Below are 24,532 nucleotides of genomic sequence, written 5' to 3' on the forward strand. Positions count from 1 at the left end.
TGCCATCAATTAAATAACTGTGTTAACATTTAGTGAATCGAAATATATTCTTAATAGAGTATTTCTCCCGAGCCTTTCAACTGCTCGAAAAAGGGAGCTTTTTTAGAAATACATTATTATTTGAAAAGGAGGCTTGGCCATTTGAGCGAACAGAAAGAAAAACTCTGGACAAAATCTTTCATTATGCTGATGGCAGGGAATCTGTTTGTCTTCATGTCTTTCCAGATGCTGATTCCGACGATGCCGCCATACATAAAATCAATAGGGGCCTCCGGTTTGGAAATCGGCCTGGTCACAACTCTTTTCTCTGCAGGCGCAATCCTGTGCAGGCCCTTTATCGGCTATATGCTTGGGTACAGGACAAGAAAGCCCCTGGTTTTGGCCGGTGCAGCCGCACTGCTGCTGATTACGCTGATCTACCCGCTTTCCAGTGCGGTTGTTATGTTTCTTCTCTTCAGGCTGGTGCACGGGCTGGCGTGGGGATGGTCGACGACAGTCAACGGGACGGCGGCGGTCGATGTAGTTCCGAACTCCCGCCTTGGCGAGGGGATGGGCTATTATGGGCTGTCTGTGACTCTCGGGATGATCATTGCTCCCAGCCTTGGCATTTATCTGTTCCAGATCACATCCTTTGAGAATCTGGTCTATGTTTCAGCAGCGCTTGGCATCATTGCGATCATGCTCCTGGCGCTCGTCAGCTACAGAACTCCCCAATCGGTGAAGGAAGCAAAGAAGGAGGATCAGGCTTTCTCCTATATGGGTTCCCTGATTGAAAAAACAAGCTGGTATCCAGCTCTTATTACGGTCATCGTCACCTTCGGGTATGGCTCCATTGTTACGTTCATCGTCATTTTTGGGGAGGAACGGGGGATAGAGCAGATTTTCCTTTTCTACTTATTCAATGCCGTCCTGGCATCTGCATCACGCCCGGCGGCTGGAAAATGGTTTGACAGAAATGGGCCGAGAGGGCTTGTCCTGTTCTGTACGCTCATTACGTTTGCCGGAATGTGGGTGCTGTCTTTTGCTCATTCAAATGTTTTGATTTCGGCAGCCGGTGTTTTGTTCGGAATTGGCTTTGGCTCGCTGATACCGACACTCCAGTCGTGGACTTTGTCTCTTACGCCGCCAAACCGCAGGGGCGTTGCCAATGGCATGTTCTTTTCAGCCATCGACCTTGGCATCGGCTTGAGCGGGCTGGTATTCGGCGTCATAGCTCAATTCGTGGAAACAGGCAGGCTGTTCCAGATTTCGAGCTTTTTCCTGCTGATAGCCGCAGCCATGATGATGGCTCATGGGCGGAGGCGGAAAAACAGCATAAAGAAACAGGCTGCAGCCGTATAAGGCCGGGGACGCTTCCCCGGTCTTTTTGTGCCGGGCCGGTTTGCTGCGGGGGGGTTAACAGTCTTCTTTCCTTAGGATATTCTCAGCGATTGGCTTCTCCTGCTGCAGGAATGATAAAATGGAACAAGCAAAAGATACAGCTGGCGAACAGGGCAGCTGATCTCAGGATATAGAAGGGTGATAATATGGCACAGGAAGTAAATCTCCGTCTGAAGGCGCGTTCTGAGGAGGAGTATAGTAAAGGGTTTCCCCTTGTTTATAAGGATAAAATAGAGAATCTTGCGGATCTGAAGGAAGAGGGGGCAATCTTCCGCCTTGCAGACAGCAGGAATAAATTCATCGGCAAAGGCTATTATGGATTGCAGAACAAAGGCTGCGGCTGGATCCTGACGCGTAATGAGCAAGAAGAGATTGACCAGGGATTTTTCGAAAAAAAGCTTCAAAAGGCTTTTAAGCATCGGGAGGCATTCTTCAGCAGCTCTGATACGACCGCTTTTCGCGTCTTCAATGGCGAAGGCGACGGGATCGGCGGGCTGACCATCGATTATTTTGCCGGCTATTATCTGCTGACATGGTACAGCGAAGGCATATACCGGTTTAAAGAAGAAATCCTCCAGTCTTTAAGGAACCTGGCTGATTTTAAAGGGATCTATGAAAAGAAACGCTTTGATGCAAAAGGCTCTTATATGGAGGATGATGACTTTGTCGAGGGGCAGCGGGGAGAGTTCCCGCTCATCGTCAAAGAAAATGGCGAAAACTTTGCCATCTACCTGAATGATGGTGCGATGACCGGCGTGTTCCTTGATCAGCGCGATGTCAGAAAAACCATCAGGGATCAATATGCGAAAGGCAGGACCGTCCTTAATACGTTTTCCTATACAGGGGCATTTTCCGTTTTTGCGGCAAAGGGCGGTGCAGTGAAAACGACAAGCGTGGATCTTGCGAACAGAAGCAAAAGCAAAACGATTGAGCAGTTCAGTATCAATGATATCGATTATGAGGCCCAGGATATCATTGTAGAAGATGTCTTCCATTATTTTAAATATGCTGTAAGGAAAAAGCTCCTCTTTGATATGGTGATCCTCGATCCCCCGAGCTTTGCCCGCTCTAAGAAACATACCTTCAGCGCAAGCAAGGATTATAAGAACCTGCTGAAGGAAGCAATTGCGATTACGGAAAAGGATGGCATCATCGTCGCTTCCACCAACTGCAGCACCTTTGGTATGGGCAAGTTCAAAGGGTTTATAGAAGCAGCCTTTAAGGAAAGCGGCGGAAAGTACAAGCTGTTGGAGGAATTTTCCCTGCCGAAGGATTTCCGGACCATTAATGAATTCAAGGAAGGCAACTATTTGAAAGTTGCTTTCATTCAAAAGCTGTCTTGATTATGCCTGCGTTTTGCCTGCAGCTGTAAAGGGTAAACAGCCTATATAGGATTTTCATATAGGAGGCATTCATGATGAAACGGGATATTATCGGTGTTTACAGTTCAATAGATGAAACGATCGAGGCAATCAGGGAATTGACGGCGAAGGGCTATGATTCAAAGGATCTGGCTGTCATTTCAAAGCGGCAGGATATTTACACCCTTGATGCATACACAAATGCAGATGTGGAAAAGACTGCCGGCTCAGCGCAGAAAGAGCATGATGATGAATCGTTCTGGGATAAACTCAAAGAAGCATTCTCGCTGGACGGCGACTTTGGCGAATCCCATGAAAGGCTGACAAAGTATGGAATCGCTGAGGAAAATGTAGAATCATATGCAGCAGATATGGACAATGACAAGATTCTCCTGGCTGTAAATGCAGATTCTGCGTTTGCCAATGCTGAAACCGGTGCGGATGAGTGGTACGGCGCCGGTAAGATCGAGAACGGAGATGCCGATGGGACGGATGCCGGCCCTTCCTTTTCCGGGGAGCAAACCGTATACACAACAGATGAACAAAACAACCTGAGAAGAGGCTCACGCTAAGGGCTTCCATCCATCATCAGTGCGGACCCGCCTTCTTCCAAAGGCGGGTTTTGCTTGATGCATAGGCATTGGACAGTGCAGGAAGAAGATTTTGCGTAAAATTTACCATATCTGCAGAGAGCTGTTAAAATTATTACAGAAGGAAACATTTCTGTATCAAAAATGAAAGTAAAATGAAATTTGTTGCATTCCATTCTTTGCTAGAATACAAAGATAGAGAGTGCAGTATAATGGGAATCTCTTTAGCATATAGTAGGTCAATCTATTTACATAAGGGGATAACAATGACGATAGAACAGCAATTAATCGATAAATCATATTATGGGATGTTCATGGAAGGCCGGAGCGGCGAGCAGCCTGCACAGGTGCTTGGCGAGGCTTATTTCCTGGAGCAGAAAAAAGAAATACCAGAGCTTTCGGTCATCAGATTCGCGCAGGGAGAAATCTATTTTCACCATAAAGACTATGAAGCTGCCATTTTCAAATGGGAAAACATACATAATGAATTGGGCGACTGGGCTAAAAAAAATACAGCTGATGCCTATATGGAGCTGGATCTGCATGCGACAGCCGAGGAAATCTATAAATCCATCGGAACAGAATCACTTGTGCTCCAGACAGAGGTCCTGCTCCAGCTGTTTTCCTTATTTGTTCACCAGGGCAAGCTTGACAAGGCCGTGCAGACGATTAAAGAGGCTGTTCTCCTCAACCCGGATTATCCGGATGTAACCGAATTGGCGAGGGTCTTTTTCGAAAAGCACCAGGATTGGGGCAATGCCATTGAACTTGCCGTCAATGAAGGAGTACGCACGAGCTCGCTAGAATGGTTTGCGGTCCTGAACGGCTATATCGACCAGGGAGCTGCCAGGAAGCTCGAGCCTGTTTATTTCCTTGAAGCACTGAAAACGGTCTTTTATAAAGACGAATCAAGGTTTGAAAAACTGTCCTCATCCCTATGGGAGCATTACCAGAACCAAAGCAGCTACCATCAGTGGCTTAAGGATTTCAACGGAATGATGCTGGAGCTTGAAGCGGACCGTTCTTTTGCATATCATGAGCTTTCCGCCCTGTACAAGGAGACGTATCTGCAGCTTGTCACCGGCAATTATTATGTGAAAGAGTTGACGCCGCTTGTTCCTGAGCTGCTCGTGAACTGGGTCCGGATCACAGATTCCGCCAATGCCGTGCACGCTTCCGCTGCATTGCTCGCCTGGAATAAGCTTTTCGCAGGAATCGACCCTGAGGCTGCTGCAGACGCGGAAAGTCTGATTGGCCGCTCAAGCCTCTATAATGGAGGGCTGGAGGACAGCTATAAATTGTTTACGGATATTAAGAAATGGGCCCTCAAAAATGATCTCCCGCTGGGGCAGAGGCTGGAATGGATGGTTGAGGAGCTCCTTGATCTGGATAACAGCCATATCCTTGTTGCCGGCAGGCCTGGAAGCGGGAAGTCAGCGTTCATTAATTATGTGCTGGGCAAGCCGGTTCTTGGAGAGGACACAGCTTCTGTCAGCATGTTCAAGGCAGGTGAAGACGCTGCCTTCAGTGAAATTACCGACAGCGGCCTGATCTTGATGAAGGACCTCCCGCAATATCAGGAAAATGAAGCAGCCGCTGCCCTTGAAGGAGAAAAAGTTGCCTTTGACTGCCGTGTCCCTGTCCCATTCCTGCAGGAAAACAGAATTGCACTCATTGACACCCCGGGAGTCAATGGGGGAGGCCGGGCAAGTGGAGAGCTGTCCCACTATCTCCCGCTGGCAGACAGCATTTTATATGTCATCAATGCAGCTGAAGGCCTTGTAGAGGAAGACCTTCTGGCATTGGAAAGAATTCGTGAGTCTGCTCCTTTCAAGAAGGTGCACTTCCTCTTGAACAAGGTGGATGCAATCCATGATCAGCGTGAGGCTGAAAGAATGGTAGATGAGATATCCGCACAGATTCAGTCTTATTTCCCGCAAGGAAAAGTGTTTGCTTTTTCCTCCCATTATGGAAGCAGGGAGCAGCTGGCAGATTTGGCCGGATTTTTCGGGGACTCCTTAAGCAGGGACTGGTATGAGGGCAGGTCACAAAGTATGCTCATCTATATCCAGCGCGCCTTAAGCTATCTGCTCGATAAGCGGGTGGAGGTGGAAAATTCGCTGCAGGAGGATATCCGCTGGAACGAAGAGATGGTTACCAAGCTGAATGGCGCCATCAACCAGCTCAGCGATATTGAAGAAGAAAAGACAAGGACAATCACAAAATCTTATCAGTCTATTAAAGACCGGATGAAGAGGAAGCTTGAAGAAGAAATCCCGGGGATCCTGCGGGGCACTTCCGAGCTTGTCACAGAAGACAGCGACTTCCGGAAAATCCATCTTGAGCTGAACGACGCAATGAACGAGCGCGTCCAGCAGTATCTGGAGAATTCAGTCCTTCCCGAATTCTACGGATCCATCCAGGAGTGGATTGCCCTTACGACAGAGGAATTCAATCACAGCCAGGCTTATTTATACGAAATGGGCGAAGGCTTCAATGAACTGTATGGGGAAGAAAAAATCAGGCTTGAGTGCGATTTCAAAGTGCTGGATGACTGGCGCAGGGATGCCGACAGGATGACAAGCGGAGTGAGGATGGAAAAAGTGAACATCCTTTTGCGCTTCACTCCTTCCCAATTCCTGCTGAAAAGCGCCGGCAAGCTATTTGGCAGCATCCCGCAAAACAAAGGGATGCTGTACAATAAATATAAACAATTCCTCGAAAACGAGGATTACAGCGAAAGTGTAGACAGTATCGTCAGCAAGTTCATGCAGCAGTTTGAACTGTTCGAAAAAGCGCTGGAGAGGGATATAAAAATCTTCTTCCGCAATCCATTCAATGTCCTCAACATGACAGTTGAGGAAACCCTGAACATTATAGAAGCAAACGGGCAGGCACTGAGCAAAATGAAGGAAAATCCGGAGGCTTACCGCGATCCGATCACTTTGTTTGAGCTCAGGAAGCTGCAGTATGAGTGGATGGTTCGTCTGTAAGGATGCAGGAAAGCTTTGGGCAACCGAAAATAAAAGACTGGCCAGAATTAGTTCTGGCCAGTCTTTTTGTGTTTTTGGGCAGGATTATGTCAGCATCTGTTCTGAAGCGTCTTAATTTGCTCAGCTGATTCAATCTCTGTCTTTTGCCTGCTGGGTATCCCTGATATTCTTCTGGACTGTAACGGCAGCAAAGACGCTGAGTACGAAGGACATCGCATAAAATCCTTTCTCGCTCAAAATAATGCTTCCTGCATTGTACAAGCCGATAGCCATCAATAAAACGGCCACAATAAGTGCAAACCAGCTCAGTCCATAATAAATGCCGGTAACCGGTATTCCCTCTTCTTTGTCTCGTACCGCCTTTTGCAAAGAAACTGCTGAGTAGAGGCCGAAAATCAGGACAGCAAAATAATATCCTTTTTCGTTCAGCTGCATGGTGTCAGCATTGAACAGCCCGATCAGATAGGCTGCCACACCGACAAGCAAAGCCGCCCAGGAAGCTCCCTTAAAAGCGGCAGTCGGTTCCCCTTCTTTCCGTTCTTCCTTCTTTTTCGGCGCATTATTAGTGCCTTTATCTAATAAAACATCATCTTCATAAGCCATTCCCAAATCGCCTCCAGCTAGTCAAATTAAATTAAAGCACCGTAAAATCCTGAAGCATCTTCCAACATCTATTATATAGAAAATTTTTGAAATGAATAGAAAAAATTGCAGAAAGCTTCCATTTCAGTGTACCAGGTACCGTTCGTGGACAAATAGGGCGAAAGTGTCTTTTTAGGGTGCCTGGCATCTTCCGTGGACAGAATGGGCCAAGTGTCTTTTTCGCGTACCAGGTACCGGAAAATGACATTTGTCATATGAATCTGGTGACAGTAGGTACTAATGAGCAGAGCTGGAAAGTTTTACAATGAAGTTAATTAATGAAGACGGAGCTGATGAGTATGGCCAAGGCAGTTGTTTTTGAAAATGTGGTAAAGGCTTATGGTTCTTTCAGGGCGCTTGATGGATTGAATTTGACTGTCAATGCAGGAGAAGTTACTGCACTGCTGGGGCCTAACGGAGCCGGGAAGACGACCGCGGTGGGGCTGATGCTTAATATGCTGAAGCCTTCCTCTGGCAGTATTGAAATATTCGGGCGGCAGCCGAAGAACAAGGAGCTCAGGGAAATGACGGGGGCGCTGCTGCAGGAAACAAAGCCGGCAGACGGCTTGCGTACAGGCGAGATCCTGCAGCTTTTCCGCAGCTATTATAAAAATCCTTTATCGTATGAGCGGCTGCTGGATCTTTCGGGTCTGCATAAGGAAGAAAAAAGGAAAGCAACTGCGCTTTCAGGGGGCCAGCGGAGGAGGCTTGCATTCGCGCAGGCACTTGCAGGCAATCCGAGCCTCATGATCCTGGATGAACCTACTGTCGGGATGGATGTAGAGTCGAGGTTCCGCTTTTGGGAAGTGATCAGCGCTCTTGCGAATGACGGGAAGACGATTCTCCTGACCACCCACTACCTGGAGGAGGCGGACGCCGTTTCTGACCAGATCTGTGTAATGGCGGAAGGGAAGCTCATCGCTGCCGGCACTCCGCAGGCACTTAAGGCAAGAGTATCATCAAGGACTGTTTCCTTCCGCTCTTCCCAGGAGCTGGATCTGAATCTCCTGAGTGGACTGCCGGGTGTCGAGAGGGCGGAGAAAAGCGGCAATGCTTATTCTCTATATGCTCGGGAAACGGATGAATTATTGCGGAATATCATTTCATCAGGCTGGGAAATCAGGGATGTCCAGGTTTCCTCCGGCAGTCTGGAAGCCGCTTTCAGGCAGCTGACAGATATACAGGATCAGCATTCAGAAAAAAAGGAAGGTGCTTAAACATGAATATGTTTCTTTCTCAATGGAAGGCAGAGAGCCTGCGGATTGTCAGAAGCCCATTTTTCCTGCTGTTTTCCCTCTTGATGCCATTTGTATTTTACTTTCTGTTTGCCAGCCTGAACGGAGCAGACAAGGAAATAGCAGGTACTTCATGGGGAGCATACTCGCTTATGTCCATGACCGCTTTTTCACTGATAGGGACAGCTACATCCCAGTTTGGCATCCGCCTTGCTTTTGAAAGGAAGGAAGGGTGGATCCGCCAGCTTCAGCTCACCCCCCTGTCACATTTCACCTGGATAAGCGCTAAAGTTGCTTCGCAGATGCTCATCCATCTGCTGATCATCCTGCTGCTGTTTCCGCTGGCAGCTATTGTATATGATCTCCATCTTACTCCCCTGCAGTGGGCAGCCTGTACGATTTGGCTGCTGTGCGGAAGCCTCCCGTTCCTGGCATTGGGAGCTTTGGTCGGCACAATGCGGAATGCGGATGCCGCCATTGCGATATCAAATGTCCTCTTGATGGGGCTGGCCATCGCAGGCGGGCTGTGGATGCCGCTGGAGGCCCTTCCAGGCTGGATGCAGGCCGCCGGAAAATGGCTGCCGTCCTATCATTACGCAAATGGGGCCTGGGAAGTGCTTTCAGGCAACTACATTTCATTGGAAAATATTTTCTATCTGGGCGCCTGCACGGTTTTATTTATGGTACTATCAAGCTATATTCTAAAGAAACGGGATGCGGTATAAGTGAATCTTTACTGGAAAAAGTTATTTCCTGCCTCGGAAGGCTGGCCTCCATATATCTATCTTGCCAACTTTGCGCTGCCTGTATATTTCATGCTAGGTGAAGCCCCGCTTATGAGGGAAGCGGGCTTTTTCCTGCTGCTGGCCTATCTCTTTTTTTACAGGCATCTGTACTGGACCAGAAAATATGAAACTCCGATCATTGCATTGATGGTCGGCATGACACTGTTATTCAGCTTTTTCTATAATCCTCTGTATCTGTATCTCATCTTTCTGGTGCTCAATCATCTGGTCAGACTGCCGCTGAAAACGATGTATGTCCTGTGTGCCTTCTTCGGTGCAGCCAGTGCAGCTGTCCTGATCCAGTCGGGTATTCTCATGGAGCCTCTCATGCTTTCCGGCATAAGCCCGCCTTTATTTGGCGGGACCATTCTTCCTTTCGTCGTAAAAGCTTCTGCAAAATATAAGGATATGTCAGAGCAGCTGCAGGTTGCCAATATGCAGATAGAACGCCTGGCACAGCAGGGGGAAAGGCAGAGGATTGCAAGAGAGCTCCATGATACGCTCGGCCACACCCTTTCATTGATTGCACTGAAAAGCGAGCTCACAGCCCGGCTGGCCTCCAAAGATCCGATACGGACGGAAAAGGAAGCAATGGACATCCAGCAGACGGCGAGGACGGCTTTGAAGGAAATGCGTGATCTGGTTTCAGATATGAACATTGTCAGGCTTGAAGAGGAAGCCGGGCATGCCCAGACGCTTTGCGCGGCTGCCGGCATTGAATTCATCTATAAAACACATCCTGTACTGTCCAGCCTGACACCGCTCCAGGAGAGGATTCTGGCCATGTGCGTGCGCGAAGCGATCACCAATATGGTCAAATACAGCAGGGCAGCCAGATGTGTACTGACAGCGGCAGAAACAGAGGAAGAAATCCAGCTCTCTCTCCAGGACAATGGAATAGGGTTTGATTTCTCGATGATCGCCAAACACTCGGGAAATGGGCTAGCGGGGATGAAGGAAAGGCTCCAGCTTGTGGAAGGCAGCCTCCAGATCAGTTCGGCGCCAGGAAAAGGAACAGATATCATGATGAGCATACCGCAGGTCATCCGGGAAGGATTTTAAAGGGGGAGATGGCAAATGATCAGGATTGTACTGGGCGAGGACCAGCGCCTTCTGCTTGGCGCACTCGCCTCTCTGCTTGAGCTGGAGGATGATATTGAAGTGGCTGCACAGGGAGAAAACGGCAGGGAAACCCTGGAGCTCGTCGAAAAGCACAAGCCCGATGTATTAATAGTAGATATAGAGATGCCTTTGATGACCGGTCTCGAAGTGGCAGAGGCCTTGAAGAATTCCGGTTCATCCTGCAGGGTGATCATCCTGACCACTTTTGCAAGACCAGGCTATTTCCAGCGGGCGATCGCGGCAGGAGTGGGCGGCTATCTGCTGAAGGATACCCCGAGCAGGGACCTGGCAGAAGCGGTCCGCCGGGTGCATGCCGGTAACAGAATGATTTCACCGGAGCTTTCACTTGCCATGTGGGAGGAAAAAAGCCCGCTCACCCCAAGGGAAACCGAAATACTTGAATCCGCCGCCGCAGGCCATACAATGGCCCAGATAGCCTCACAGCTGTATTTGTCGCACGGAACAGTCCGAAACTATATGTCCGAAATCATCGGCAAGCTTGGGGCAGCCAATCGGATTGAAGCCGTCAACCAGGCAAAGGCGAAGGGCTGGATTAAATAGCCGAAGAAAATAAGTGGAAATCAGGCTCTGGCTTTTTGCCGGGGCTTTTTCTGTTGCGCAGGCTATCCGCAGGGCGGCAACAAGTACTTGACAGGAGGAGGGAAGGGCTTGAAATGTATGGCGGGAGCAGGTCTGGAGTAAATGAGTGTGTGAGAAAGTGTGTAGTCATGTATCCTGGGCACCTGGAGTACATGAGCAGCGGTAAGGGAAAGGCATATACCCCCCAGCGGGGTCCGCCGTACATACCTGCATTCACGCTAAAACCAAAACGTTAGCCAGTCATTTGTACTTGCGGAAAAAACATTTGTCCTTTTAGAGAGGAAAAACTATTGCTTTTTCTGCTTTAAAGCATGATAATAATAGTTAAATTTTAGCAGGGAAACTGCATTTATGGGAGATGTGGAAATGAAGGTTGTAAAGTTTGGCGGTTCATCTCTTGCTTCTGGCCGTGCAGTCGAAAAAGTTTTTGAGATTGCAGCAGCCGATGAGAGCCGTAAGATCATTGTTGTATCAGCTCCGGGCAAGCGTTTTCCGGAGGATGAGAAAGTGACAGATATGCTGATAGACTGCGGGATATATGCTCTTGAAAATGAAGGGGTGCCTCCGAAGCTTGAAAAGATTGTTGAACGGTACGGCCGGATAGCAGCGGAGCTGGATCTTGGTGCCGGGGCAGAAGAAGAGGTCAGGGGACGGCTCCTGGATACAATGGGCTCCGGCAAAGAGCGGCCGGAATATTTTCTTGAAAAAGTAAAGGCATGCGGCGAGGATCTGAATGCGAGATTGATAGCGGAATATTTCAGGAAAAGGGGGATTGATGCAGCATACGTCAATCCTGGGGAAGCAGGGCTTATTGTGACGGATGAGCCCGGAAATGCAAGGGCGCTTCCTGAAGCCTATCTTAATTTAAAGTCATTGCGGGAGCGTGAAGGCATCATCATTTTCCCGGGATTTTTCGGCTGCAGCAAGGAAGGGGATGTCCTGACTTTTTCGAGGAGCGGTTCGGATATTACCGGATCGATATTGGCAAACGGCATTGAGGCTGAGCTTTATGAAAATTTCACCGATGTGGATGCTGTTTATTCGGTGAATCCCCATATGGTGAGTTCGCCGAAGGAAATCAGGGAGCTGACCTACAGAGAGATGCGGGAGCTGTCGTATGCAGGATTTTCCGTGTTCCATGATGAAGCGCTGATCCCTGCGTACAAGGCCGGCATCACCGTCAATGTGAAAAATACAAATAATCCGGAAGCGCCCGGCACCAGGATCGTCGGCGAAAGGGACAATACAAACGGGCCGGTCATCGGAATCGCCAGTGATAAAGGATTCTGCAGCATTTATGTGAGCAAGTACCTGATGAACCGGGAAATCGGCTTTGGCCGCAGAATCCTGCAGATTCTCGAGGATTTCGGATTATCCTATGAACACACACCTTCAGGAATTGATGACCTTTCCATTATTTTAAGGCAGCAGCAATTCGATAAAGCTGCTGAAGAAGAAATTGCAGCAAGAATCAAAAAGGAGCTGGAGGCAGATGAAGTAATCATTGAACATGATCTGGCCCTCATTATGGTCGTCGGTGAAGGAATGAGGCATAATGTAGGCACAATGGCCAGGGCATCAAAGGCACTGGCGGCAGCGAAGGTAAATATCGAGATGATCAACCAGGGCTCTTCGGAAGTCAGCATGATGTTCGGTGTAAAAGAAAATGATGAAAAAAGGGCAGTCAGAGCGCTTTACGAAGAGTTCTTTGAACCGGCGCGGACAGCTGTAAGATAGTTGATAAACCTGATTGCATAGCAGTCAGGTTTATTTTTATATAAATATATCGCTATATACGATATAATCGTAAGTAACGATAAAAAAGGAGTGTTAGTATGATTAAACAAATCAACGAATATTTTACTGATATTTATTTCCATTTACACCCGGTCCAGCAAGAACCCATCTCCCACCAAAGCGTACGCATCCTGCAAATGGTCCAAAAAACTGAAACAGTGATGATTGGAGATATTGCTTCACAGCTGTCCATTTCACATAATACAGCTTCAGAGCATGTGAAAAAGCTGACAGCGGGCGGATGGCTATATAAAGAGCGGGATGAAAAGGACCAGCGGAAAGTTTATTTGCACATGACAGAGTCTGGAATGATGGTGCTTAAAAAGAATACAGAACTGGACGGGGAAAAACTGAAAGCTGCTCTTGAGAGATTGTCTGCCGAAGAAAGGCAGCAGATACTTAACGCATTTCAGCTGCTTAGCGAGGCATCCAAGTAGATGTATACGCTCATTAAAATTTTGAGTTCAGCAGCGATCATTGGCATCATCACAGAATTGGCGAGGAGGTTTCCGTTATATGGAGGCGTGATCGCTGCTTTGCCGCTTGTCAGTTTGCTGAGCATCATATGGCTGTATGTCCAGGGGGAACCTGCGCAAAATGTCACGCGTTTTACTTTTGGGGTGCTGTCAGGCCTCCCTGCAACGATGGTCATGCTGGTTATCATTTATGCAGCTTTTAAACAGGCAATCCAGCTGCCCTGGGCAATTGCGATGGGAATTGCAGGATGGGGACTATCTTTGCTGATTCAAAATTATTTAACTCAAGCATTTATTAGGTGAACAGTTTCCCCTCCAATCAGTTAAATTGAAGGATTTTTAAGAGTATTCAGCGAACAGTTAACAGGAAGGCTTAAGAATGGAACTACCTAGCTGCAACTATTAGGGGGCATGACGCATGACAAATTTAGAGATAAAAGAAACAACTCAAGCCTTTATCAAGAATTATAAACTTTTTGAAGACGACACTGTGCAGCAGATCCAGCTGCAGCACCGGTTGGATTTGGCTGCTGCCTTTCAGATCAAGGAAGGCATGCGTGTGCTGGAGGTTGGCTGCGGACAGGGAGACACTACGGTGGCACTTGCAGATGCAGTTGGGAATGAAGGATTTGTTCTGGCGATGGATGTCGCCAGTCCGGACTATGGCGCTCCGTTTACTTTGGGGGAGGCTGCCGAAAGAATTAAGAACTCCTCCCTGGGGGACCGCATTTCGTTCCACTTTGAAACCGATCTTGACAGCTTTACAGGGATGGCTCCTTTCGATGTGGCCGTTCTATCTCATTGCTCCTGGTATTTTAAGCACCCGGAGGATTTGCTTCGGACTTTTGCCAAGCTCCGCACGCTGGCAAAAAGAATCTGTTTCGCGGAGTGGGATCTTGATTTCACCAATCTGGACCAGCGCGTTCATTTTTGTGCTGCTTCAATTCTCGCACTATATTCAAATTTTGTGGACAATGAGGGAAATATCCAAAACTTATTCCACAAGTCCCAAATCCGGGAGCTTCTGGAGCAGGCAGGATATACAGTTGAAAGCCGGCTGTCTGTAAATGCTTCTTATCTGCAGGATGCTAAATGGGAAAAAGATTATGCGAACAGCATCCGCCCTGAATTTTCACACGCATCAAAAATGGTTCAAACCCTAGTCAGCAGCTATTATGAACTGATGAATCATGCCAAAGCAGAGCAGTCGCTCGACAGCTTTATACTTTGTGCAACATGAGGCTGTAAAAATGTCCGCTGCTGAAACAGCCCATCAATCAGCAGACAGAATGGCATGGGGCGGGCACTTTTTCTCCCTTACAGGACAATTATAAGATTCAGCTGCCAATACCAGGCGGCTTTTCTTATATGACTAACAGGTAAGCTGAATTGCCATGAAAGATAATTAATAGTAGGAAGGAATAATCCTTTCAATGAGAAATAAAATTAACTTAAAGAAAAGGATTATTGATTAAAGAGAAAAGGAGGGTCAGATGATGAAAGAAAAGACAGAAAAAAGATTTAATGCACCGGCTGGGTCAAAAAGTGCAATCACTTTTGGTGCTGCTTTGGCTATTACAATTTCCTGGAGTATTCATAAATCAGTTCTCTGGGCAATCATTCACGGGTTCTTTAGCTGGTTCTACGTTATATATTATGTTTTGACCAGGTGAGGGTTTTAGTTAACTAATGTAAGCTTTTTCAACTAACAAGTGTTTATGTCCAAGTGTTTATGTCCAAGACTGCTGCCATTCCGGGCAGTTTTTTTTATTCCGTAAAAGGGGAGTATTAATATGGCATATTCAAAATAGGTGTCTGGCCCCACATTTGCTAAGTTAAGTATGTGGAGCAAGGCGCCATTCTTTATAAAGCAGGTTTATGCCTCTTTTGGATGAATAGATTCATAGAAAAATAAATACATACCTGAAGCCCATTTTCACAACACTGCTATCATCCGGAAGCAAAACGGGAATGGAGAAGAAAAGAAAAGAAGTTTTAGAAACCGCTGAAATTTTGTTCATTTCCATTCCTGGAGCAGCACGGTTTTGAGTATAAAAGCGTTTCATTCCAGCTAAAATGTTAAAAAGTGAGGTTACACTTATGTTCACTGTGATGATTGCAAAAATGCTGCGTCTCCTCCCTAATCAGGCAAAAAAGAATCCTTTGATTCCCAGGCAGCAAGTAAAGATGAAGAAAGATATGGTGGTTGAAACATCTGTCCAGCCTGCTGAGATTTCCTTGTATTATCCTTTGGAAGCAAAACAGGAGAAGTATCCTGTTTATATCAATTTCCATGGCGGAGCGTTCATCATGAATGAAAAAGAGATGGATGATCCTTATTGCCGCTACCTGGCCAATCAGGCAGAATGTGCTGTTATTAATGTCGATTATGCGAAAGCACCGGAGTACCCTTTCCCCAAGCCTATTGAGCAGGGCTATGAAATTATTCAATGGATAAAGGAAAGAGCCGATGATTTGGGTATTGATGCGGAAAAAATCATGGTTGGCGGACAAAGTTCAGGGGCGAATATCGCAGCAGCCCTCTGTCTCTACCTGGAGGAGAAAGAAGAAGATCAGCCGCTGCTCCAGGTGCTGTCCTGCCCGATGCTGGATTTTGCCACTCCGCATGCTGAGAAACCGGAGCCTGATAAGTGGCGTGCCCGATATCCTCAAGCAGCACATTTTTTGAATATGTGCTATGTACCTGGCAAAAAACAAGCAGAGCATCCGCACGCTTCCCCTGTTCGTGCTGAAGTGAGTGATCGCTTAGCTCCTGCCCTTATCCTGATAGCGGAATACGACGCATTCAGGCCGGAAGCCGAATATTATTCTGAGAAATTAAAAGCAGCAGGGGTGAATGTTCAAGATGAGCTGTTCAGGGACTGTGCACATGCCTTTACCCATCTTGGCCCAAAAGAAAGTGCGGAAGAGGCTTGGAGGCTGATTGCATGCAGAATCAAAGCAGCCGGATCCTATGGTCATTGAAGCGCCTCCTTCGTTATTCCTCCCTAAAAAGTTTGAATGTGTTTTGCAGCACATTCAAGTTTTTTTAAGACGGAACCGGGGTATAAAATAATTTTAAGGCTGCAGACTTGGCAGCAGAAACATAGACAATCGGCGGTTTACATATTTCAATGATCTGGAAATAGATCCGAAGGAGATGAATATGGACAAAGAGCAAATGCGAGCGGACTTTGATTATTGTGAAAAAATCATAAAAAAACATTCCAAAAGCTTTTACTATGCTTTTTCACAGCTCCCTCGTGAAAAAGCGAATGCCGTATATGCCATCTATGCTTTTTGCAGGACCGCAGATGAATGTGCAGATGGAAAACATTCATCCAAGAAAAAGGTTCAGCTTCTGAAAAAACTAAAGAAAGAACTTGACTTGTTCAAAGATCATGCTGAATTGGACAAACCGTTATGGCGCGCTCTCAGACAAGTATTTAATACGTATGATATGGATATCAGCCCCTTTTATGACCAGCTGACCGGGCAATCCATGGATTTAACATTTACAGCCCCGAACACAATGGAGGAACTGGAAAGATACAGTTACTATGTAGCCGGGTCTGTCGGTTTAATGCTTCTCCCTGTAATCGCTTCAAAATCTTCAGCGGATTTGCATTCATCCGTGACAGATCTTGGCGTGGCCATGCAAATAACGAATATCCTGCGTGATATTGGCGAGGATTATCGTGAAAAAAACCGCATCTATCTGCCCAAAGATGAACTAAGCCATTTTCAATACTCACAGGATGATTTACATAAAGGCATGATCAATGAGAATTTCATTAATCTATGGGAGAAACTTGCTGCACATGCCGAATCATTATATAACAAGTTTTTATACAACATAAACCTGCTGGATGAGGACAGCCGGATACCCGTCTATCTTTCTGCCCACGTTTACAGAGGCATACTTGATGCTGTGCGGAACAGTGGATATCAATGCCTGAACAAACGGAACTTTGTAACAAAAGAAAAAATGGCCCAAATCAATGCTGCAGTGAAAAGCGCCTTTGATTTGCGGGAAGGAGATGCATTAACAGTTGAAAAATAAAACCGTACTAGTCATCGGAGGCGGACTCGGCGGGCTGTCTGCTGCGATTTCACTTGCCCAAGCCGGATACAATGTCTCCTTATATGAAAAAAATCATCACATTGGAGGAAAGCTGAACCGGCTGGATCAGGATGGATTTGGATTTGATCTGGGTCCATCCATCCTGACGATGCCGCAGATATTCGAAAAATTGTTTGCTGCCAGCGGGAAATCCATGAAGGACTATGTCCCGATTGAAAAACTGGATCATCAATGGCGCTCTTTTTTCCCTGATGGAAATGTCATAGATTTATATGAAGACCTGAAGGAAATGCAAGAGAAAAACGCATCCCTGAATGAAAAAGATATGCGTGAATATCAAAATCTGCTTGACTATTCGAAAAGAATTTATGATCTGACAGATAAAACCTATTTCCAGCATGGCGTTGATACGACGAGGGAAATCATGAAACATACAGGCCTGTTCGCTGCCTTGAGGAACTTTGACCTGTTTTCTACGGTGCATGGAGCCATTGATAAGCGCATCAGCAATGACCAGTTCCGCGATATGCTTTCCTATTTTATCAAGTATGTAGGTTCGTCCCCTTACGATGCACCGGCCGTTTTGAATATGATGATTTACATGCAGCATGACCAGGGGGTTTGGTATGTACCCGGCGGTCTGCACAATCTCGCGGGCGGCCTCGTGAAGCTGGCTGAAGAAGTCGGTGTCGAATTCCATCTCGGCACACAGATCGCCAAGCTTGAAAAAAAGGACGGCGAAATTACAGGAGCTGTTTTGGAAGACGGAACAATGCTGACAGCAGATTACTTTGTTTCCAATATGGAAGTCATACCGGTCTATGAACGATTATTGGAGGAAGACAGCTCTTATGTGAAAAAATTAAAAAAGAAATTCGAGCCGGCCAGTTCCGGCCTCGTTATGCATTTGGGCGTGAAAAAGAGCTATCCGCAGCTGCGCCATCATAATTTCTTTTTCGCCGAAAATATGAAACAGCAAATGCAATCGATTTTCCATAAACATGAATTGCCGGAAGACCCGGTCATTTATTTAGTCAACGTCAACAAAACAGATCCGTCGCAGGCACCTGAAGGACATGAAAATATTAAAGTGCTGCCCCATATTCCCTATATCCGGGACCAGAAGCCGTTTACACAGCAGGACTATGAACAATTCGCTGAGAAGGTCCTCATCAAACTGGAAAGAATGGGTCTGCACGGTCTGCGGGAAAATATTGTCACAAAGGATGTATGGACACCGGAAGATATCCGGAAAATGTATGGCTCTGACCGCGGTGCCATTTATGGAACAGTATCAGACCGCAAGAAAAATAAAGGATTCAAGCACCCGAAGCAGAGTGAACGCTATAACAATCTATATTTTGTCGGCGGAACCGTGAACCCAGGCGGCGGGATGCCCATGGTCACCTTAAGCGGCCAGCTTGTAGGCAAGAAAATTGTCCAGAGGGATTCATCCCGTGCCTGACAATCACAGCATTTCCCTTAAATCTTTGCCGGAAAGGCAGAGGGAGGATCTGTTTTCCGCGGGGAGCCCTTCACTTGAAGCGCGCAAAAAACAGCTTTCAAAGCTGAAAACCATCATTGAGGAACATGAAGAGGCATTTATCAGGGCTCTTCATGCAGATTTGGGAAAACCTGCATTCGAATCTTTTTCATCTGAAATTGCCGTCTTATTGAACGAAATCGATCATGTATGCAAGCATATAGCAAAATGGGACCGGCCATCCCGGTCCCGCTATCTTAAAATGGGATATGTCGAATCTGTTAAAAGAAAGCGGCACCCCTATGGAAGTGTACTCATTATCGGTTCGTGGAATTATCCGCTCCAGCTTTCCCTGATGCCTGCCATTGGCGCAATAGCCGCCGGGAACCGCTGCGTAATCAAACCATCTGAACACGCGCCGGCAACAGCTGACCTGCTGAAAAAAATCATCAATGATGCATTTCCTTCCGAACAGCTGCTCGTTGTGACCGGAGATGCAAAGACCGCGGGGCAGTTGACTGAAGCCCCATTTGACCTGATTTTTTTTACAGGCAGCGGACAGACAGGGAAAATTGTGGCAGAGGAGGCAGCCAGGCAGCTTACTCCGGTGATACTCGAACTCGGCGGGAAAAATCCGTGCATCATGGATGAATCAGGGTTTTCAAAAGCCGCCATCAGGGAAATTGTCTGGGGCAAGTTCCTGAATGCAGGACAAACCTGTATTGCACCAGACACCCTTTTTGTCCATGAGTCCGTTTATGAAAAAACGCTGAATGAAATTTCTGCAGCGGTTACTGCTTTCTATGGCGGGCAGCCCCAGAAAAACGGCGATTATGGCCGGATCTGTACTGATGCACATTTTCAGAAGGTGGTTGAGTTCATCCGGCAGGGAGATGTCCGGCATGGCGGTTCGCATGATAGAAACGACAGGTTCATTGCCCCGACCGTGGTAACGGATATAGAACCGGGGAGTCCGATCCTGGAGGAAGAAATATTCGGCCCGGTCCTTCCCGTCATTCCTTATACAGACTTAAGAACGCTATTATCCAGCGGCAGGATACAGCGTGATGCACTTACAGGATATATTTTCAGTAAGAACAAGGAAGACATCCAGCTGTTCAAGGAACATATGCGGTCACCAACCATCAGCGTCAATAGAGTGATCCATCATGCTGCTAGTCCCCATATCGCATTTGGCGGGGTGGGAAGAAGCGGATACGGAGCTTATCACGGCAAAGCTGGTTTTCTGGCGTTCAGTTATGAAAAAACAGAATACCAAACACATCATTACATCCATTTTCAAGGTAAATTCCCGCCATATTCTGATACAAATATGAAAGCTTTGAAAAAGTTAAGAAAGTGGCTGCTCTAATAGAAGCCTCATCATAATAAGGAGTTTTATCATGATTGCTTCACTTCCGTTCCATTGGATCATGGTCATTGATGTACTTGCATGGGCATTTTTTCATCTATCCATTTCGGCCATTTGCCTGAAGCTGCCTTTATCCTGGTTTTTAACAGACACTTTCTGGTTTCGGATTTTCTCCTGGGAAAAGTCAGGTGAATTGTGGCAGCGTTTATTCCGGGTGAAAAAATGGAAAGGCTATCTGATAGACGGCACGATTTTTCTCAAAAAAGGATACAGTAAAAAGGAGCTGCATGGCATCGGGCCGAGGGACTTGGCAATCTTTGCCGCGGAAACAAAGCGCGCTGAATTGACGCATTGGCTTTCCATCCTGCCTGCTCCGCTGTTCTTCTTGTGGAATCCGGCAGGGGCGGGCTGGGCAATGATTCTGTATGCCCTCGGTTTCAACCTTCCCATTATTGTGGTTCAGCGCTACAATCGGGGGCGCATGACTAGCATTGCTTCTGGTCTTGCTAAAAGATGAAGCGGAATATAGTTTGGAAATGAGGGATTTACATGAGTAAGAAAGTGATTGTCATTGGCGCGGGTGTAGCCGGGCTTGCAACTGCCATCAGGCTGCAGCATGCAGGATACCAGGTGGAGATATATGAAAAAGGAGAGACGCCCGGAGGCAAAATGAACCGGATTGAACTGGATGGCTATAAATTTGATCTGGGCCCAAGCATCGTCATGATGCCGGATTTATATCAGGAACTATTCGAAATGTGCGGCCGCAATCCTGATGATTATATTCCGATGGAAAAATTGGATCCGATTTACCGGGCTTATTTCAGTGATATTCCCGACAAGCCTTTTGATATCTCCTCTGATCTTACCGAATTGACAAAGACGATTGAATCGATCAGCGAAGAAGACACAGCAGGTTTTTTTCAGTATCTGCAGGAAATTTACAAACGCTTTGTCATCGCGAAGCACCATATTCTTCAAAGGCCGTTCCGCAAAAGGTCTGATTTTTATAATCTCCCGATGCTGAAGAAAGCCTTGAAACTAAAACCATACGACACTGCCGAGACTTTCATAGGAAAATATATTAAAAATGAAAGGCTGAAACAGCTGATCAGTTTTCAAACATTGTACATCGGCATTTCCCCTCTTAAAAGCCCTTCTTTTTACACCATGATCCCTATGATTCAATTTTTATATGGAGTATGGTTTATTAAAGGCGGTATGTATACGATGGCCTTAGCCATGGAGAGGCTCTTCGGGGAACTTGGCGGAACCATTCACTATGGCAGGGATGTGCAGGAAATATCCATTCAAAATGGCAAGGCAGATGGAATTACCGTGGATGGCCAGAAGGTTTCCTCGGATTATGTTGTCTGCAATGCAGACTTCCCATATGCGATGAAGCATCTGGTGAAAGACAAGGCAGCCAAAGGGAAATATACCGATAAAAAAATCGACAGCATGAAATACTCTTGTTCATGTTTTCTTTTATATCTCGGCATGGACCGGAAATATGATGAAATCGACCATGTACATAATTTTATTTTCAACGAAAACCTTAATCAGAATCTGGATGATATTTTCGCCGGAAAAAAACTGACGAATGCCTCCTTTTATGTATACATCGCTTCAAAAATGGACCCCTCTCTTGCACCCGAGGGGAAAGATGGGCTCTATATCCTGATGCCCGTCTCCGATAAAGCTACAGCAAACTATGAATGGAATGAGGAAACCATTTCTTATTATCGCAGTTACATTTTAAGTGAATTAAAGAAAATCCGCGGTTTTGAAAACGTAGAAAATGAAATTGTCACCGAAACGCATACAACACCAATGGATTTTGACTCGAAGTTCAATGCCTACAATGGCGCCACGTTCGGTTTGCAGCCAATCCTGAAACAAAGCAACCATTACCGCCCGCAAAGCAAGGCCACCCATTGTGAAAATTTATACTTTACGGGAAGCAGCACACATCCGGGTGCCGGTGTCCCAATTGTGCTGCTATCCGCCCGGATCACCGCACAGGAACTGATACAGGACGATACAGGCAATCTCTATGACTATTCAGCCAAATAATGGCTGGCCGGGAGTCATAAAAGCTGTGGCACGCAGAGGAAGGAGGCAGTTTTTATGACAGCTGCAGAAGGTATTAATCTCGCTATTGGATTACTGGCGTTTATAGTTGGCATGATTATGTTCTGGTCTTTGCCGGTTCCCGGCTTCTCCTCCAGGCAGACGGCCGGTCTTCCGTTTCTGTCCATCATCATTCCTGCCAGAAATGAAGAAGGCAGAATCTCGCCGTTATTGCAATCATTGCAGGAACAGCGCTTTAGGCACTTTGAAATTCTGGTCGTTGATGACGATTCATCGGACAATACCAGGGCTGTTGCGGATAGCTATGGTGCCAGGGTTCTGCAGAATGAAGGGTCAGGAAAGTCATCGGCCTGCTGGCAGGGTGCTGAGCAGGCCAAAGGAAACTGGTTATTATTTTTAGACGCAGATACCAGATTCACCAGTGTGGATGGGCTGAAAAATCTGCTGCATTTTTATCAGGGCAAGGGAGCAAGGGGCATTGTGGCATTACAGCCCTTTCATACAGTTGATCGTTTGTATGAACATCTCTCCGTTGTATTCAATATCATCGTCGTAGTGGGGATGAATTTGTTTACAATCTGGGGATCGAAGTTTAAAACCGCCGGCTCGTTCGGTCCATGCATTCTTTGCAATAGGGACGATTACTTTTTGAGCGGAGGGCATAAAAAAATCGAGGGAGCCATCATGGATGATCTGGCACTGGGAGAAGCATTCCTTGAGCATGAACTCCCGGTCCGCTGCCTCGGCGGCAAAGGAATCATCTCTTTGCGCATGTACCCGGAAGGCTTGGAAAGCCTCATAGAAGGCTGGTGCAAAAGCTTTGCCGTCGGCAGCAAGTCCACACATCCAGCCGTCATGCTCATGGTCATCTTCTGGATCTCCGGCAGTTTCATCGCAGCCGGAGCATTGATCTCTTCCATAACTGAATGGAACCCTGCAGCCGTGATATCCAGTGGAATATTATATATCCTCTATAGTATACAAACAGCATGGTTTGCCCGCAGGGTCGGCAACTTCAAATGGGCAATCTTCCCCTTCTATCCCGTACTGTTCCTGTTCTTCGCAGGAATCTATCTCTACTCCTTCATCCGCGTCAACATATTCCATTCAGTAAAGTGGAAGGGGCGTAAGATCAAGGTTTGAGCCAGGGGGACAGGTACCTTGGCTCTTTTTGAGGCTGGGCCAGGGGTGGGCCAGGGGGACAGACCCCTTGGCTCTTTTTGTGTGCCGGGTATATCCATCAACGAACCAAGGGGACAGGTCACTTGGTTCTTTTTGAGGTGGGCCGAGTGACCTGCAATTCGAATTTTACACTATTGATCAATGGTGTGAAATTTGACGCAGTTTGCAAGTGGAATGTCGCCATTGGCTAGTCACAGGGCAGGTTAAGGATGGTAATATAATATTTGTTCTGTTAAACAAGCTGCAACGGTAATTAATTTTGCAAATGTGCAGATGGCTAAAGGAGGGACGATTATGACATCTCTTACCAGGATAAAAATGCCGGCAGGGTTTTGGACTGGATTACAGCAATTAGGGATTTCCGCACAAGATGTGGTTCGAAAAGCACGGGTGCCCCTCACTCTCTTGAATGAACCAGTTGTTACTGCTGCTCAATATTTTGCAATCTGGCAGGCATATTCAGACATGGTTGACGACATTGCGAAAGGGATCATCAAACTTACTACAGTATTTGAGACTTCGCATTATCCACCGGCAATTTTAGCGACCTACCATGCTCGTGATTACCGCGATGCACTTAACCGAATGGTCCGGTATAAGCAGCTGTGTCCTCCCGAAAGCTTACGTGTCACTGAGGAAGGCGAGTATTGTCATATCGATTTGGAATGGCAGCATACCGGTGAAACTGGTCCTCCAATGCTGGTAGGCATTACATTATCGTTTCTTATAGAGTTAGGGAGACGAGGCACAGGTAAACCATTGACTGCAAGATTCGTTGAATTTTCGCACCCAATGGGCAATGTAAACGCGCTTGAAGCTTATTTCGGCTGCAGTATCCGAATTGGAGCAGACAGAAACCGGTTAACCCTGCATCGAAAAGATCTGGACCTCCCTTTTGTATCGTATAACTTAGAATTGCTGGAAGCTTTGACGCCTGTATTGGATAAATCATTGAACGAAGAGCAGCGCAGCCGCTCAAACACCGAAGTGGTTAAGTGGATCATTGGACGCAGCTTAGCAGATGGGCGCCCCAACATTCATACTGTCGCGAGCGAACTGGGAATGAGTAATCGTACCTTACAGCGCCGGCTAACGGAAGAAGGTACAAGGTTCAATCATCTGCTGGCAGAAGTTCGGCATAATCAGGCGCGGGAATACCTATCAAACCCTTCAATAGATATTAAAGAAGTGGCGTTCCTGGTTGGCTACGAAGATCAAAATGCGTTCTACCGTGCCTTTCGCCTTTGGGAAGGAGATACACCTTCAAATTGGCGTAATGAACATATGGGGGCAAACTCACTACTCTAACCTTGTCTTCTTAACACGAAAATACATA

The 24,532-nt window shown here is 46.8% G+C and carries 23 protein-coding genes; 21 read left to right on the forward strand and 2 right to left on the reverse strand.

The annotated features are described in order from the left end of the window. The first annotated feature begins 183 nt into the window (after positions 1–183). The 4 genes from AC4E8B_RS03185 (at position 184) to AC4E8B_RS03200 (ending at position 6,324) form a co-directional block, all read left to right on the forward strand. Positions 184–1,341, forward strand: coding sequence for an MFS transporter (locus AC4E8B_RS03185; protein WP_490219477.1), 1,158 nt, complete (start codon positions 184–186; stop codon positions 1,339–1,341). Between the two features lie 185 nt (positions 1,342–1,526). Then, the gene (locus tag AC4E8B_RS03190) at positions 1,527–2,723 is read left to right on the forward strand and encodes a class I SAM-dependent rRNA methyltransferase (RefSeq protein WP_490216980.1); all 1,197 of its coding nucleotides are present in this window, start codon (positions 1,527–1,529) and stop codon (positions 2,721–2,723) included. Positions 2,724–2,794: 71 nt separating this feature from the next. Then, positions 2,795–3,313 (forward strand): YflT domain-containing protein, encoded by a 519-nt coding sequence (locus AC4E8B_RS03195; protein WP_490216981.1) that lies wholly within the window; start codon positions 2,795–2,797, stop codon positions 3,311–3,313. A gap of 284 nt (positions 3,314–3,597) precedes the next feature. Next, entirely contained in the window at positions 3,598–6,324 is a 2,727-nt protein-coding gene (locus tag AC4E8B_RS03200) for a dynamin family protein (protein WP_490216983.1), read from the forward strand. Between the two features lie 129 nt (positions 6,325–6,453). On the opposite strand, the gene yiaA is transcribed toward AC4E8B_RS03200, so the two are convergent. Further along, complete coding sequence (yiaA, locus tag AC4E8B_RS03205; RefSeq protein WP_490216984.1) at positions 6,454–6,927, reverse strand: inner membrane protein YiaA; 474 nt, start codon at positions 6,925–6,927, stop codon at positions 6,454–6,456. 317 nt (positions 6,928–7,244) lie between these two features. Here yiaA and AC4E8B_RS03210 point away from each other — a divergent pair, with 317 nt between their 5' ends. The 9 genes from AC4E8B_RS03210 (at position 7,245) to AC4E8B_RS03250 (ending at position 14,654) form a co-directional block, all read left to right on the forward strand. Continuing rightward, positions 7,245–8,183 carry an ABC transporter ATP-binding protein gene (locus tag AC4E8B_RS03210; RefSeq protein ID WP_490216985.1) on the forward strand — a complete coding sequence of 313 codons (939 nt, stop codon included), beginning with the start codon at positions 7,245–7,247 and terminating at the stop codon, positions 8,181–8,183. Positions 8,184–8,185: 2 nt separating this feature from the next. Further along, positions 8,186–8,926, forward strand: coding sequence for an ABC transporter permease (locus AC4E8B_RS03215; RefSeq protein WP_490216986.1), 741 nt, complete (start codon positions 8,186–8,188; stop codon positions 8,924–8,926). Next, a complete protein-coding gene (locus AC4E8B_RS03220; protein ID WP_490216988.1) occupies positions 8,927–10,048 on the forward strand; it encodes a sensor histidine kinase in 1,122 nt (373 codons plus the stop codon). Between the two features lie 15 nt (positions 10,049–10,063). Then, on the forward strand, positions 10,064–10,669 hold the full coding sequence (locus AC4E8B_RS03225) for a response regulator (protein WP_490216989.1): 606 nt from the start codon (positions 10,064–10,066) through the stop codon (positions 10,667–10,669). Between the two features lie 405 nt (positions 10,670–11,074). Beyond that, the gene (locus AC4E8B_RS03230) at positions 11,075–12,445 is read left to right on the forward strand and encodes an aspartate kinase (protein WP_490216991.1); all 1,371 of its coding nucleotides are present in this window, start codon (positions 11,075–11,077) and stop codon (positions 12,443–12,445) included. Between the two features lie 98 nt (positions 12,446–12,543). Then, complete coding sequence (locus tag AC4E8B_RS03235) at positions 12,544–12,942, forward strand: MarR family winged helix-turn-helix transcriptional regulator (RefSeq protein WP_490216993.1); 399 nt, start codon at positions 12,544–12,546, stop codon at positions 12,940–12,942. Next, a complete protein-coding gene (locus AC4E8B_RS03240; RefSeq protein ID WP_490216994.1) occupies positions 12,943–13,284 on the forward strand; it encodes a DUF3147 family protein in 342 nt (113 codons plus the stop codon). It begins immediately after the preceding gene. Between the two features lie 115 nt (positions 13,285–13,399). Further along, positions 13,400–14,221: a class I SAM-dependent methyltransferase gene (locus tag AC4E8B_RS03245; protein WP_490216995.1), complete on the forward strand. Its 822-nt coding sequence runs from the start codon at positions 13,400–13,402 to the stop codon at positions 14,219–14,221. A gap of 253 nt (positions 14,222–14,474) precedes the next feature. Beyond that, complete coding sequence (locus AC4E8B_RS03250; protein ID WP_490216997.1) at positions 14,475–14,654, forward strand: hypothetical protein; 180 nt, start codon at positions 14,475–14,477, stop codon at positions 14,652–14,654. 228 nt (positions 14,655–14,882) lie between these two features. On the opposite strand, the gene AC4E8B_RS03255 is transcribed toward AC4E8B_RS03250, so the two are convergent. Then, positions 14,883–15,089, reverse strand: a complete 207-nt coding sequence (locus AC4E8B_RS03255; RefSeq protein WP_490216998.1) for a hypothetical protein — start codon at positions 15,087–15,089, stop codon at positions 14,883–14,885. A gap of 79 nt (positions 15,090–15,168) precedes the next feature. Here AC4E8B_RS03255 and AC4E8B_RS03260 point away from each other — a divergent pair, with 79 nt between their 5' ends. From AC4E8B_RS03260 to AC4E8B_RS03295, 8 genes are all read left to right on the forward strand, one after another. Then, complete coding sequence (locus tag AC4E8B_RS03260) at positions 15,169–15,966, forward strand: alpha/beta hydrolase (RefSeq protein WP_490217000.1); 798 nt, start codon at positions 15,169–15,171, stop codon at positions 15,964–15,966. A gap of 181 nt (positions 15,967–16,147) precedes the next feature. Then, a complete protein-coding gene (locus AC4E8B_RS03265; protein WP_490217001.1) occupies positions 16,148–17,044 on the forward strand; it encodes a phytoene/squalene synthase family protein in 897 nt (298 codons plus the stop codon). Next, positions 17,034–18,530: a phytoene desaturase family protein gene (locus tag AC4E8B_RS03270; protein WP_490217002.1), complete on the forward strand. Its 1,497-nt coding sequence runs from the start codon at positions 17,034–17,036 to the stop codon at positions 18,528–18,530. The genes AC4E8B_RS03265 and AC4E8B_RS03270 overlap by 11 nt, the downstream gene beginning before the upstream one ends. Further along, positions 18,523–19,920 (forward strand): aldehyde dehydrogenase family protein, encoded by a 1,398-nt coding sequence (locus AC4E8B_RS03275; RefSeq protein ID WP_490217003.1) that lies wholly within the window; start codon positions 18,523–18,525, stop codon positions 19,918–19,920. The genes AC4E8B_RS03270 and AC4E8B_RS03275 overlap by 8 nt, the downstream gene beginning before the upstream one ends. A gap of 31 nt (positions 19,921–19,951) precedes the next feature. Further along, the gene (locus tag AC4E8B_RS03280; RefSeq protein ID WP_490217004.1) at positions 19,952–20,437 is read left to right on the forward strand and encodes a glycosyl-4,4'-diaponeurosporenoate acyltransferase CrtO family protein; all 486 of its coding nucleotides are present in this window, start codon (positions 19,952–19,954) and stop codon (positions 20,435–20,437) included. A gap of 32 nt (positions 20,438–20,469) precedes the next feature. Beyond that, on the forward strand, positions 20,470–21,996 hold the full coding sequence (locus tag AC4E8B_RS03285) for a phytoene desaturase family protein (RefSeq protein ID WP_490217005.1): 1,527 nt from the start codon (positions 20,470–20,472) through the stop codon (positions 21,994–21,996). 54 nt (positions 21,997–22,050) lie between these two features. Further along, positions 22,051–23,157 carry a glycosyltransferase gene (locus tag AC4E8B_RS03290; RefSeq protein ID WP_490217006.1) on the forward strand — a complete coding sequence of 369 codons (1,107 nt, stop codon included), beginning with the start codon at positions 22,051–22,053 and terminating at the stop codon, positions 23,155–23,157. A 333-nt stretch (positions 23,158–23,490) separates the two neighbouring features. Beyond that, a complete protein-coding gene (locus AC4E8B_RS03295) occupies positions 23,491–24,504 on the forward strand; it encodes a helix-turn-helix domain-containing protein (protein ID WP_490217007.1) in 1,014 nt (337 codons plus the stop codon). Positions 24,505–24,532: the final 28 nt, after the last annotated feature.

Source organism: Bacillus sp. SRL543, from assembly GCF_984799205.1.

Excerpts from the sequence above, each read along its gene's own strand:
- AC4E8B_RS03200 (WP_490216983.1), top strand. The coding sequence starts at position 3,598 with ATGACGATAGAACAGCAATTAATCGATAAATCATATTATGGGATGTTC.
- AC4E8B_RS03230 (WP_490216991.1), top strand. The coding sequence starts at position 11,075 with ATGAAGGTTGTAAAGTTTGGCGGTTCATCTCTTGCTTCTGGCCGTGCA.
- AC4E8B_RS03235 (WP_490216993.1), top strand. The coding sequence starts at position 12,544 with ATGATTAAACAAATCAACGAATATTTTACTGATATTTATTTCCATTTA.
- AC4E8B_RS03250 (WP_490216997.1), top strand. The coding sequence starts at position 14,475 with ATGATGAAAGAAAAGACAGAAAAAAGATTTAATGCACCGGCTGGGTCA.
- AC4E8B_RS03225 (WP_490216989.1), top strand. The coding sequence starts at position 10,064 with ATGATCAGGATTGTACTGGGCGAGGACCAGCGCCTTCTGCTTGGCGCA.
- AC4E8B_RS03190 (WP_490216980.1), top strand. The coding sequence starts at position 1,527 with ATGGCACAGGAAGTAAATCTCCGTCTGAAGGCGCGTTCTGAGGAGGAG.
- AC4E8B_RS03260 (WP_490217000.1), top strand. The coding sequence starts at position 15,169 with ATGAAGAAAGATATGGTGGTTGAAACATCTGTCCAGCCTGCTGAGATT.
- AC4E8B_RS03265 (WP_490217001.1), top strand. The coding sequence starts at position 16,148 with ATGGACAAAGAGCAAATGCGAGCGGACTTTGATTATTGTGAAAAAATC.
- AC4E8B_RS03245 (WP_490216995.1), top strand. The coding sequence starts at position 13,400 with ATGACAAATTTAGAGATAAAAGAAACAACTCAAGCCTTTATCAAGAAT.
- AC4E8B_RS03295 (WP_490217007.1), top strand. The coding sequence starts at position 23,491 with ATGACATCTCTTACCAGGATAAAAATGCCGGCAGGGTTTTGGACTGGA.
- AC4E8B_RS03280 (WP_490217004.1), top strand. The coding sequence starts at position 19,952 with ATGATTGCTTCACTTCCGTTCCATTGGATCATGGTCATTGATGTACTT.
- AC4E8B_RS03185 (WP_490219477.1), top strand. The coding sequence starts at position 184 with ATGCTGATGGCAGGGAATCTGTTTGTCTTCATGTCTTTCCAGATGCTG.
- AC4E8B_RS03285 (WP_490217005.1), top strand. The coding sequence starts at position 20,470 with ATGAGTAAGAAAGTGATTGTCATTGGCGCGGGTGTAGCCGGGCTTGCA.
- AC4E8B_RS03290 (WP_490217006.1), top strand. The coding sequence starts at position 22,051 with ATGACAGCTGCAGAAGGTATTAATCTCGCTATTGGATTACTGGCGTTT.
- AC4E8B_RS03240 (WP_490216994.1), top strand. The coding sequence starts at position 12,943 with ATGTATACGCTCATTAAAATTTTGAGTTCAGCAGCGATCATTGGCATC.
- yiaA (WP_490216984.1), bottom strand. The coding sequence starts at position 6,927 with ATGGCTTATGAAGATGATGTTTTATTAGATAAAGGCACTAATAATGCG.
- AC4E8B_RS03215 (WP_490216986.1), top strand. The coding sequence starts at position 8,186 with ATGAATATGTTTCTTTCTCAATGGAAGGCAGAGAGCCTGCGGATTGTC.
- AC4E8B_RS03210 (WP_490216985.1), top strand. The coding sequence starts at position 7,245 with ATGAAGACGGAGCTGATGAGTATGGCCAAGGCAGTTGTTTTTGAAAAT.
- AC4E8B_RS03195 (WP_490216981.1), top strand. The coding sequence starts at position 2,795 with ATGATGAAACGGGATATTATCGGTGTTTACAGTTCAATAGATGAAACG.